General features: G+C 75.6%; 4 protein-coding genes, 1 pseudogene and 1 riboswitch. Of the genes and pseudogenes, 1 reads left to right on the top strand and 4 read right to left on the bottom strand.

Going from position 1 to position 4303, the window contains the following annotated elements:
- Positions 1-97: 97 nt before the first annotated feature.
- From nicT to ABD323_RS39690, 3 genes are all read right to left on the bottom strand, one after another.
- Positions 98-1228 carry a Nickel transporter NicT gene (nicT, locus tag ABD323_RS39700; RefSeq protein WP_344446976.1) on the bottom strand — a complete coding sequence of 377 codons (1131 nt, stop codon included), beginning with the start codon at positions 1226-1228 and terminating at the stop codon, positions 98-100.
- Positions 1229-1260: 32 nt separating this feature from the next.
- Positions 1261-1473: riboswitch (cobalamin riboswitch) on the bottom strand.
- Between the two features lie 91 nt (positions 1474-1564).
- Positions 1565-2236 carry a class I SAM-dependent methyltransferase gene (locus tag ABD323_RS39695; RefSeq protein WP_344446975.1) on the bottom strand — a complete coding sequence of 224 codons (672 nt, stop codon included), beginning with the start codon at positions 2234-2236 and terminating at the stop codon, positions 1565-1567.
- An 86-nt stretch (positions 2237-2322) separates the two neighbouring features.
- Entirely contained in the window at positions 2323-2667 is a 345-nt protein-coding gene (locus ABD323_RS39690) for an ArsR/SmtB family transcription factor (protein WP_425556325.1), read from the bottom strand.
- An 82-nt stretch (positions 2668-2749) separates the two neighbouring features.
- On the opposite strand from ABD323_RS39690, the gene ABD323_RS39685 reads away from it, so the two are divergent.
- Positions 2750-3976 (top strand): cation diffusion facilitator family transporter, encoded by a 1227-nt coding sequence (locus ABD323_RS39685; RefSeq protein ID WP_344446973.1) that lies wholly within the window; start codon positions 2750-2752, stop codon positions 3974-3976.
- Here the strand turns inward: ABD323_RS39685 and ABD323_RS39680 are convergent.
- A pseudogene (locus tag ABD323_RS39680) lies at positions 3946-4303 on the bottom strand (anti-sigma factor family protein); the annotation flags it as partial. The gene ABD323_RS39685 and the pseudogene ABD323_RS39680 sit on opposite strands and share 31 nt — an antisense overlap.

The raw sequence follows: 4303 nt of genomic DNA, 5'->3' as shown, positions 1-4303 counted from the left end.
CAACGGCGCCAAGGTCCAGCTCTGGGACTGCAACGGCTGGGACAACCAGAGCTGGACCTGGCACTGACCCGCGTTGCCCGTAGGCCGCCGGCCGGGCTCACCGCCCGGTTCGGCGGCTCCACCTGGCCTCCACCCTGGCGAAGCGCCAGTAGCCCAGCGCGCAGGCCCAGACCGCGACGAAGAGCGCCGTGATCAGGTAGCCCGCGCTGTTCAGGCTGATGGAGGAGATCCAGCCGGTCACCGGGTCGGTCAGGTCGAGCTGCTCGTGCAGCACCGAGACCAGCTCGACCGTGCCGATCAGGAACGCCACCGCGATGGAGAGGCCGGTGATGGTGAGGTTGTAGAAGACCTTGCGCACCGGGTTGGCGAAGGCCCACTGGTACGCGAAGTTCATGAAGGTGCCGTCGAGGGTGTCGAAGAGGCTCATCCCGGAGGCGAAGAGCAGCGGCAGGCAGAGGATCGCGTACCACGGCAGGCCGGCGGAGGCGCCGGAGCCGGCCATGACCATCAGGGTGACCTCGGTGGCGGTGTCGAAGCCGATCCCGAAGAGCAGGCCGATCGGGTACATCTGGCCGGGCCGGGTGATGGACTTGGTCAGCCGGCCCAGCACGCGGTTCATCAGGCCCCGGCCGTCCAGGTGCTTCTCCAGCTCGTGCTCGTCGAACTGACCGCCCTTCATCGCCGTGAAGACCCGGTAGATCCCGGCCAGCGAGACCAGGTTGAGCGCGGCGATCAGGTAGAGGAACCCGCCGGAGACGCTGGTGCTGACCACGCCCAGCAGCTTGTGCGCCCCCGAGTCGTCGTCGGTGAGCGTGCCCACCACGTGGGCGCCCGCGGCGACCAGGCCGGCCAGCACGACCACGATGGTGGAGTGGCCGAGCGCGAACCAGAAGCCCACCGAGACCGGCCGCTTGCCGTCGGCCATCAGCTTGCGGGTGGTGTTGTCGATGGCCGCGATGTGGTCGGCGTCGAAGGCGTGCCGCATGCCCAGCGTGTAGGCGGTGACCCCGAGGCCGACGCCGAAGACCTGGGTGCCGATCGTGTAGTGGTGCGGCGCCACCACCGCCAGCAGGATCCCGAAGGCGACCACGTGCATGGCGGCGATCACCGCGAGCAGGCCGCCGGTCCGTATCCAGTCCTTGCGCTGCCAGCGGAAGACCGCCGGCACCTGGGTCGATGCGGCGTCGGTCGTCGACGCCGCGGCGGCGGCGGTTTCGGGCAGAGTCATGTCGGGGGCAGCCTCTCCAGCACCTCGTGGATGGGTAACGCGGTGCCGTGGCCGGTCTCCTGGCTGACAGGTCCGACGCTCCCTCCGCCCGGCCTTCCCGGCCGCTTGCGCGCCCAGTGACCGCCGCCGGAGTGCGGCGGGTACGGCGGGGGAACTCCCTGATCACAGTGGCGAGGGCCGCTCCGGTCTGGGACCCCTGAAGGTCCGTCACCGAATTCCCGAACACCACGGCGGACAACACCGTAGGCGGCGACGGTCCTGATCAGCAAGCTCGCGCCGCGGCCGGCGAGCCGGCGGGCCGCACCACCACGGCCCGCCGCAGCGGTTGCCGAGCGATCACAGATGGGCGATCAGGGCGTAGCGCTCGTCCTGCACCGGGTGCCCCCAGAGGGCGGGCTCCTGGTCGAGCCGCTCGATCCGCACGGTGGCGGCCAGCGGCTCCACGGCCTGCGCCAGCGTCCGCGCGCCGACCCCGCCGGCGAACGGCAACGCGCCGGCACCGGGCACGTACGGCGCGGGGTCGGCGCTCTGCCGCCAACGCCCCTCGACCAGCACCAGGCGGCCGCCCGGGCGCAGTCGCTCGGCCCAGGCGCGCAGCGCGGCGTGCGGGTCGGGCAGCGTCCAGAGCAGGTGGCGCACCAGCACCACGTCGAAGGCCCGGTGCGCGGTGGGCGGCGCGGCGGCGTCGCCCACCAGGAAGGTGCCGGGCAGGCCGGCCGCGGTGAACTTGGCGCGGGCCCGGTCGATCATCGCGGCGGCGCAGTCCACCCCGGTGACCCGGTGACCGTCGGCGGCGGCCAGCAGGGCGAGGGAGCCGGTGCCGCAGCCCGCGTCCAGCACGTCGGCGGGCCCGGCGGGCAGCCAGCCGGCCAGCCGCGCGGCCCAGGCGGCCCGGGTGGCGGCGGCGCGCAGGCCGTGGTCGGGCTCGTCGTCGAAGGCGGGGGCGGCGGCGTTCCAGTAGGTGGCGACGGCGGTGGCCAGCGGCTCGGTTCCGGGGGTCTGCGTCATCTCCCGATCCTGGCAGCCGGCACTGACACCGGGACCGGCCGTGGCGCGGCGGCCCCCAGTCGTGCGGCGGCGGCCGGCGGGCGGCGTCAGTCGTGCGGTGGCAGGTGGCCGATCTGGTGGTCGGCGACGTTCAGCGCCTCCGCCACCAGGCGCCGCAGGTGGCCGTGGCGCAGCGCGTAGACCACCCGCCGGCCCTCCTTGCGGGTGCTCACCAGGCCGGCCAGCCGCAGCTTGGCGAGGTGCTGGCTGACCGAGGGCCGGGCCGCCTGGCAGGCCTCGGTCAGCGTGGTCACGTCCGCCTCGCCGTCCGCCAGCCGGCGCAGCAGGGCGAGCCGGGTGCGGTCGGCGAGCAGGCCGAGGACCTCGGCGGCGACGGCCAGCCGCTCGCGGTCGTCAGGCTCCTGCGCAGCATGTGCAGCTGAGAGGTGCATGCGTGCACTCATACGCACATAATGAGGGGCGCGGGCCGGTGATGTCCACCGGCTCGGGCCGGCCCCGGCGAGAGGAGTCGCGTTGAGCACCGACCAGCACGACCACCAGCAGCACCCGCACCCGCACGCTCACCCGCAGGACCACGCGCACGACCACGACCACAGCCACGACCACGGGCACCCCCACCCCCGCCCCCACCGCTGGTCCGCCCTGCGCCACCGCCTCGCACACGCCCTGCGGCCGCACAGCCACCAGAGCGCCGACCAGGTCGACGCCGCGCTGGAAGCCTCCGCCGACGGCCTGCGCACGCTCTGGGTCTCGCTCGCCGTGCTGGCCCTGACCGCCGCCGTGCAGGCCCTGGTGGCCGCCCTGTCCGGCTCGGTCGCGCTGCTCGGCGACACCGTCCACAACGCCGCCGACGCGCTGACGGCCGTGCCGCTCGCCGTCGCCTTCCTGCTCGGCCGCCGCGCCGCCACCCGCCGCTTCACCTACGGCTTCGGCCGCGCGGAGGACCTCGCGGGCGTTGCCGTGGTGCTCACCATCGCCGTCTCCGCCGTCGTCGCCGGGTGGATCGCGGTGGACCGGCTCGCCCACCCGCAGCCGGTCACCCACCTGCCGGCGGTGGCCGCCGCCGCGCTGGCCGGCTTCGTCGGCAACGAGTGGGTGGCCCGCTACCGGATCCGCACCGGGCGCCGGATCGGCTCGGCCGCGCTGGTCGCCGACGGCCTGCCCGCCCTCGCCGACGGCTTCACCTCGCTGGCTGTGCTGCTCGGCGCGGGCGCCGCCGCGCTCGGCCTGCACCTGGCCGACCCGCTGGTCGGCCTGCTGATCACCGTCGCCCTGGCGCTGGTCCTGCGGGACGCCGCCCGCGAGGTCTGGCGGCGGCTGATGGACGCCGTGGACCCCGCGCTGGTGGACACCGCCGAGGCGGCCCTGCACGCGGTGGACGGCGTGCGCGGCGTCCCCGAGCTGCGGCTGCGCTGGCTGGGGCACCGGCTGCGCGCGGAGGTGGCGATCGAGGTGGACGGCACGCTCAGCGTGCGGGCCGCGCACCGGCTCGCGGTGGAGGCCGAGCACGCCCTGCTGCACGCGCTGCCCCGGCTGGCCGGCGCCCTGGTGCACGCCGACCCGGCCCCCACCCGTGGCGGGGGCGACCCGCACGCCGCGCTCGCCCACCACCACCCGCGGCCCGACCACCCGCGGCCCGACCACCCGCGGCCCCACCACCGCCCGGCGGTCGCGCTGCGCGGCGCGACGGCCGGGCTGCGCGCGGGGCGTCAGGTGGCCGGGATCGAGACCAGCAGCTGACCGCTGCCGAGGTCGCGCACCTCGAAGTGGTCGAGTTCGGCGGGGTGGTAGGCCGTCCCGCCGGCGATCTGCAGGTCGGCGCCGGAGCGCGGGCCGTAGCCGGCGGCCGGCACCTGCCAGCTGCTGACCGTCTGCGGCCCGCCGTGGCCGGCCACCGGCACCGCCAGCAGCGCGCAGGTGCGCGGCCCGCTCACCCCGGCCAGCTTCAGCGTGACGGCGCTGCCCCAACCCCGGTCGGTGACCCCGACGGTGGCCACCGCGCCGATCGGCCCGGTGGCGCTGTGCAGGACGGCGTCGGAGGTGGCCGGACCGGGGGTGACCGAGGCG

Source organism: Kitasatospora nipponensis (assembly GCF_039528135.1).
GTDB classification, from domain to species: domain Bacteria; phylum Actinomycetota; class Actinomycetes; order Streptomycetales; family Streptomycetaceae; genus Kitasatospora; species Kitasatospora nipponensis.
This window is presented reverse-complemented; position numbering and strand designations above follow the sequence as displayed.

Bases quoted from the DNA above. Each gene is read 5' to 3' on its own strand.
- ABD323_RS39690 (WP_425556325.1), bottom strand. From the start codon at position 2,667: ATGCACCTCTCAGCTGCACATGCTGCGCAGGAGCCTGACGACCGCGAG.
- nicT (WP_344446976.1), bottom strand. From the start codon at position 1,228: ATGACTCTGCCCGAAACCGCCGCCGCCGCGGCGTCGACGACCGACGCC.
- ABD323_RS39695 (WP_344446975.1), bottom strand. From the start codon at position 2,236: ATGACGCAGACCCCCGGAACCGAGCCGCTGGCCACCGCCGTCGCCACC.